At 46.5% G+C, this 6,190-nt stretch carries 7 protein-coding genes; 5 read left to right on the top strand and 2 right to left on the bottom strand.

Translation table 11 applies throughout. From position 1 onward, the window contains the following. Positions 1-1,796 (top strand): right-handed parallel beta-helix repeat-containing protein (locus WCO51_08640; protein MEI6513325.1); only part of this gene is annotated, 1,796 nt, incomplete at its 5' end. On the opposite strand, the gene WCO51_08635 is transcribed toward WCO51_08640, so the two are convergent. Both WCO51_08635 and WCO51_08630 read right to left on the bottom strand, forming a co-directional pair. Beyond that, entirely contained in the window at positions 1,779-2,651 is an 873-nt protein-coding gene (locus WCO51_08635) for an ankyrin repeat domain-containing protein (protein MEI6513324.1), read from the bottom strand. The two genes, WCO51_08640 and WCO51_08635, sit on opposite strands and share 18 nt — an antisense overlap. Positions 2,652-2,877: 226 nt before the next feature. Continuing rightward, positions 2,878-3,468 carry a hypothetical protein gene (locus WCO51_08630; GenBank protein ID MEI6513323.1) on the bottom strand — a complete coding sequence of 197 codons (591 nt, stop codon included), beginning with the start codon at positions 3,466-3,468 and terminating at the stop codon, positions 2,878-2,880. Positions 3,469-3,833: 365 nt separating this feature from the next. On the opposite strand from WCO51_08630, the gene infC reads away from it, so the two are divergent. The 4 genes from infC (at position 3,834) to pheS (ending at position 6,109) form a co-directional block, all read left to right on the top strand. Continuing rightward, positions 3,834-4,415 carry a translation initiation factor IF-3 gene (gene infC, locus WCO51_08625; protein ID MEI6513322.1) on the top strand — a complete coding sequence of 194 codons (582 nt, stop codon included), beginning with the start codon at positions 3,834-3,836 and terminating at the stop codon, positions 4,413-4,415. After that, entirely contained in the window at positions 4,360-4,554 is a 195-nt protein-coding gene (gene rpmI, locus WCO51_08620) for a 50S ribosomal protein L35 (GenBank protein ID MEI6513321.1), read from the top strand. Before infC ends, rpmI begins: the two co-directional genes overlap by 56 nt. Before the next feature lie 50 nt (positions 4,555-4,604). Next, positions 4,605-4,970 (top strand): 50S ribosomal protein L20, encoded by a 366-nt coding sequence (rplT, locus tag WCO51_08615; GenBank protein MEI6513320.1) that lies wholly within the window; start codon positions 4,605-4,607, stop codon positions 4,968-4,970. Between the two features lie 113 nt (positions 4,971-5,083). Then, complete coding sequence (pheS, locus tag WCO51_08610; protein ID MEI6513319.1) at positions 5,084-6,109, top strand: phenylalanine--tRNA ligase subunit alpha; 1,026 nt, start codon at positions 5,084-5,086, stop codon at positions 6,107-6,109. Positions 6,110-6,190 lie beyond the last annotated feature (81 nt).

Raw genomic sequence — 6,190 nt, 5'->3', positions numbered from 1 at the left:
AGGTATATGTATCCGAGCTTTTCATCAACGGCATACGTCAGCACAGGGCACGGTTCCCCAACTATGACGCCATTGACCCCACCATTAATGGCTCCGGCTACACGAACGTCGCGAAGGTCGGCCCCGAACGCCCCAATAACCATTTCCACTATGATCCAGCGACCTTTACTTCTAAGACATGGACTAAGCCCGAGGATGCAGTAGTGCACATCTTCCCTGAAGGCAGGTGGGGCAATCTGCAGTGGCGAGTGCGGAGCATCGACCGCGAGCGCCACGCCATCCACCTGGGCGAAGGCGGCTTTCAGATCAACGCAAACGTACTCGGGCACGCAGCAAATGGCCTGGCAGAGGGGTGTCGGTTCTATATAGAGAACGTGTTTGAAGAACTCGACTTCCCTGGTGAATGGTATTTCGATGAAGACACACGCATCCTTTATGTGATTCCGCTGGAAGGCGTTGACATCGGATCAGCCCTTGTCGAAGCCCCGCAGAATACTCAATTAGTAGAAGTCATCGCAGCTAGCAATGTCACATTCAAGGGCTTTCGTTTTGCACACGTCTGCCCCACCTTTATGGAGACCTATGAAGCTCCATCGCTTGGGGATTGGACACTATACCGTGGTGGTACTATTGAATTCGACGGCGCTGAAGACTGCGCTATTGAAGATTGCTTCTTTGATGCCGTCGGTGGCAATGCGGTGTTCATCAACAACTCCAACAAGCGCATCCGTATCACCGGTAATAAGTTCACGCAGTGCGGGGATAGCGCTGTGTGTCTGGTGGGGTCAAAGCATTTGACGCATGGGACGCAGCAAGAATATCCGGCTGATTGCGTGGTTTCAAATAATCTTATACATGACTGCGGTGTTTATGGGAAGCAAACTGCCGGGGTATTTTTGTCGGTGTGCAAGCGCACGACCGTCAGCCATAATCGTATCTACAGCATGCCTCGATCTGCTATCTGTGTGAATGACGGAACCTGGGGCGGGCATATTATTGAGCATAACGACATCTCAGATACCGTCAAAGAAACCGGAGATCATGGGCCGTTCAATTCATGGGGGCGCGAACGATATTGGTGTTTACAGCAGTCGCACGGCCCGGAGCATGTCTCCCATAGTGCAGGTAATGTGCTTGAGGACGCCTGCGAGACCACTATTATCCGGCACAACCGCTTCCGTGAGGATCATGGATGGGGCATCGACCTGGACGACGGCACCAGTAATTACCGCGTGGAGAATAACTTATGCCTCGGCATAAGCATCAAGCTGCGTGAAGGGGCCTATCGCACAGTCGTTAATAATATCATCATTAACCCGGCCATGCCGCTCAACACCCATGTCTGCTATGAAGATAATCACGACCGCATCGTGCGCAATATCGTGGTGACAAACACGAAAACCGGCAAACTCGAAGTTGATTTAAGCTTTAAAACGGAACGCCATGGGGGGACTTGTATTCAAGGCGCTTGGATGCCGCCTCAGGGGCGTTGGGCGGATGAAATTGACTTCAACCTCTACTTCAGCGACCTCGGCCACTTCATCGCCCGATTCGCCAAACGGGGTGAGGATTGGTTGACTTATAACTTGGAAGAATGGCAAGCGCTCGGTTACGATGAACATTCGATCTTTACCGACCCTCTTTTCATCGATCCTGCAAAGGGTGATTTCAGAGTAAAAGAAGACTCCCCTGCCCTTGCGCTTGGATTCAAGAACTTCGACATGACAACCTTTGGCTTATTGCCTGATTTCCCCAAGCAGTGGCTGGATGCTGAAGATTTACTCCTTGGCCCCTAAGGCTTTCAGGAGATCAGCGATGTCTTTGTTATTTTTTCGGCGGGCAAACTGAATGGCAGTTACACCGGCTTTTGTTCTTGCGTTAATATCAGCGCCGTGAGTTGCAAAGTAAATCGCTAGTTCTTGGTATCCCCATTTAGAAGCCTCATGCAAAGGGGTCATCCCTTCATAATCACTTGATCGGACATCCGCGCCCTCTTTGAGTAAGAAAAACGCCATTTCCATTTGCCCATTCGAAGCGGCTTCTTGTAAAGACGACTTCCCTTTATCATCTACAGCCATCACATCTGCCCCGTTCCGGATAAGAAAGTCAGCTATTTCTAAATCTCCATTTATAACCGCTAAATGAAGTGGAGTTCCCCCCTCATTATTTCTCGCCATCACATCTGCGCCACTCTTAAACAGTAACTTAACTGCATCCGGATGAGCGTGTTCTACCGCTTCGTGAAAAGGTGAATTTCCATTATTTATTAATGAATTTACGTTTGCGCCATTTTTTATTAGTAGGGACATGATTTCGGTATTGCCCGTTGATGCCATTAAGTGTAAAGGCGTTAAGCCGTCTTTGTCTTTCGCGTTGACATCTGCGCCTTTGGAAATAAGGTACTTAACCACTTCAACATTAGAAGAATCGACTGCATTATGAAGCGGCGTGCGGTTATTCGCGTCCCTTGCATTAAGGTTATTCTTGTTTAAAAGCAGTTTCACCCGTAAGAGATCTCCATCGCGTGCAGCTAAATGCAAAGGAGTTGGGCTAACGATAGGTTTGATTGTAACAGTAGTTTGCTTGTGGCATCCGATCATAAAAAGAAAAGTTAAAATTATCCCAGCGGTTTTAATATATCTGAAGAGCATCCCGTATCTCCCAAACCAATTCATCCCTAATGTCAAAAGTGTACCCTTTCATTCTAAGGAAGCTAATGGGATTGAAAGATTTACGTCTGATACATAGCGTAACTAACAACACGCGATTCGCAGGATCATAGCAACCCCCCATAGTTAAATTCACACAAAGAACTTTCATCCCCAATAAATACCTCTCTACTTTGAAGCAGATGTCTGTTATTTTGGGGGAAGATTATTAGAACGATGGATGCGATTTCAGCCATTCCCTGCCGCCAAGTCCGATCGCCTCAGCTAAAATGCTTTGTGCATCACGACCAGGTTGTTCTAAAGTCAAGTTAACTATCCTTAACAGCAGTCCTTTATCGACCAGAACATGTAAATCAACAGCTAACGCGAGTATCTGCTTATAAAGGCCCATAAGCTTTTCAACAGTGTTGTCTTCCCACTTTTCATAGGTAGAAATTGCCGGCACTTCCCTTCCATCATGCATGCCGATGATAGCCTCTGTAAGCAACTTGACCTCATGGTAGGAAATCTCAACTGCACCCAGCCAAAAAATAATTTCACCGAGCCACAATGGAATTCCAAGAGGATTAAAATTAAAATTATATTTTAAAGCAATCTGAGTGGCGGCTCGCCATAGAAGTAAATCACATAAACTTGGAACCCGCTTTGCAATAAGTTTTACGGGACGGCATGGAATAATGATTGCCGAAGGTTCAACTGTCGAGGAGCAATAGGGAAAACAGATCATATTTCCAAAGAGAGGTTGAGGAGTATCAGGAAGCGGCATTATCGCAAATTCAATCGAGTTAGCTACGATCAATTGAACCGCAGGCGGCCTTATCTCATAAAGATCATCCAGCCCTTAAAACCGGCAACAAGAGCCGTGCAGGCACGTTCTGCTGTACCTATTGCTTCTGGGGATGAAGCGATAGGCAGCAAACCATTTACAATTTGATAATGTGCAGGCGCTTGCCATTCCATAATAGTATCAATTCGATGTGACTACTAAAATTCCTTCATTGTTCCGATTTTTAATAAAGATACTTAGTGTAGGAAGGGTTCTCTAAGGCTGATAGCCTTGACAAACTCTCTCTTGGTCGGTATAATTAGCTCGGATTTCCATAAAAGAAGGGGAACGCTTACTGCGTGAATAGACCGTATAGGGATGTGGCCCGAGAGCCACGAGTGCGTATTAACGAACGAGTTCGCGCACCTGAAATTCGAGTAATTGACGAGAACAACGAGCAATTAGGGCTATTGAGTTCTCGACAAGCTTTCATGCTTGCGCGAGAACGTGGTTTAGATTTAGTTGAAGTTGCTCCCAACGCTCGACCGCCTGTCTGCCGTATCGTTGATTACGGCAAGTACAAGTATGAACAGGAAAAACGCGAACGCGAGACAAAGAAAAAACACCATAAGATGGACGTTAAAGGTATTCAATTACGTCCAGGTACTGACGAACACGATATTGATGTTAAGATTAAGAACGCGATAAAGTTTCTAAACGACGGGGATAAAGTTAAGATCACCTTAAGGTTTAGAAGTCGTGAAATCACGCATCCTGAAATTGCGCGAAGGAGCATGCAGCGTATAATGGATGCTACTACCGAAGTGGCAATCGTCGAAAGACCGCCCACAATGGAAGGTAGATTGATGATCATGATTATTGCTCCAAAAGCACAACCGACCCCGCAGGGAGGACAGAAAGACAGTGCCAAAGCTGAAGACACACAAGACCGCGTCGAAGCGGTTCAAGATAACGGGTAACGGGAAGCTCGTGCATCGCCATGCATTCAATAACCATATGTTTTTGAATAAGGGCGGTTCGCAAAAACGTGGCCTGGATGATGACCAGGTACTTGATAAGTCCACCGTCAAGCGTATTAAAAGAATGCTTGGAATATAAGAGTTGCCTCTCTAACGAGAGCATGAAGTTTTGTCAGGAGGGAGTTACGTATGGCACGCGTTAAACGCGGGATTAGTAAGCATAAGCATCATAAGAAAATTATCGATCGCGCCGAAGGATATTGGGGCGGTAAGCGTAAGCTGTATAAGTCAGCAAACGAGCAGGTGATGAAGAGCCTGATGTACGCATACATCGATCGACGCAACAAGAAGCGTGACTTCCGACGTCTTTGGATCACGCGTATTTCTGCAGCATGCCGAATTCTTGGCGTGCGTTATAACGAGTTTATGCACGGAATGACTATCAGTGGCATTATCATTGATAGAAAAGTGTTAGCCGATTTGGCTATAAATGACTCGGACGCTTTCAAGGCGCTAGTAGAGAGGGTTTCACCTACAACAACCGGCGCTGTCTAATATCTAAATTATTCTAAATGTTACGCCCGCCGGTTAATATCCGAGCGGGCGTTTCTTGTATTGTTATTTTGAAGTTCCTCTGGAGCTATTGGCAGCTCATACAGGTGATTTAAATGAAGACAATTGAGCAGCTAAAACAAGAAGCGATTGCAGATATCGAACCTGCACAATCAGTGGCAGCTCTCGATGAGGTTTCTATCAAATACCTTGGCAGGGCCAAAGGCTTGTTTGGCGACTTGATGAAGACGATCCCCCAACTTCCTGCTGAAGAACGTCCTCTATTTGGGAAGCGCTTAAACGAAGCAAAGCAAGAACTCGAAGCTTTGATTGAAGCACGCAGAGAGGATCTCGCTACCAAAGAAAGTAAGCTACGGCTCACCGCTGAACAAGTTGACAATACCCTTCCCGGTCGCTTATCAAGATTTGGCTACAAACATATTCTCACACAAACTGAAGATAGAGTTCGAGCTGCATTGATTGGTCTTGGTTTTGAATTCGTCGATGGGCCGGAAGTGGAAGAATATAAATATAACTTCGATGCTCTCAATTATCCGGAAGACCACCCTGCGATGGATGAACAGAACTCGTTCTATGTGGATTCAGACCACCTTTTAAGAACCCAAACGACTGCTGTCCAGGGACGTATCCTCGAACATCGCAAACCACCACTGCGTATTGCCACCATCGGACGATGCTTCCGTTATGAAGCTGTTGATGCCACCCATTCATTCGCTTTCCATCAGGTTGATGCCTTTATGGTTGATGAAGGGGTTAGCATGGCGAACCTAAAGGGTACACTCGGCCAGTTTGCGCGCTTGATGTTCGGACCAAAGGTTCAAGTTAGATTTAGACCTGACTTCTTCCCCTTTGTTGAGCCGGGGGTCGATTATTCGATTACCTGCATCTTCTGTGGGGGAAGCGGCTGTCAGGTATGTAAAAAAAGCGGTTGGATTGAACTCGGTGGCGCTGGTTTGATGCATCCTAATATCCTAGAACATTATGGAATCGATACCGAACGCTACAGCGGCTTCGCGTTCGGGCTTGGCGTGGAACGTATCCCGATGCTGCAATATGGTATCGATGATTTACGACTATTTTTAGAGAATAACCTTCAATTCCTTTCCCAATTTGCGGAGTAAAAAACGATGCTGGTGCCTGTTGAGTGGTTAAAAGATTACGTTGAATTCGACTTGCCTACATCAAGTTTGGCTGCGCTATTA

Source organism: bacterium, from assembly GCA_037131655.1.
In the GTDB taxonomy this organism is placed as follows: Bacteria; Armatimonadota; Fimbriimonadia; order Fimbriimonadales; family JBAXQP01; genus JBAXQP01.
The sequence above is the reverse complement of the archived record's forward strand: the minus strand, read 5'-3'. Positions and strand labels throughout refer to the sequence as shown.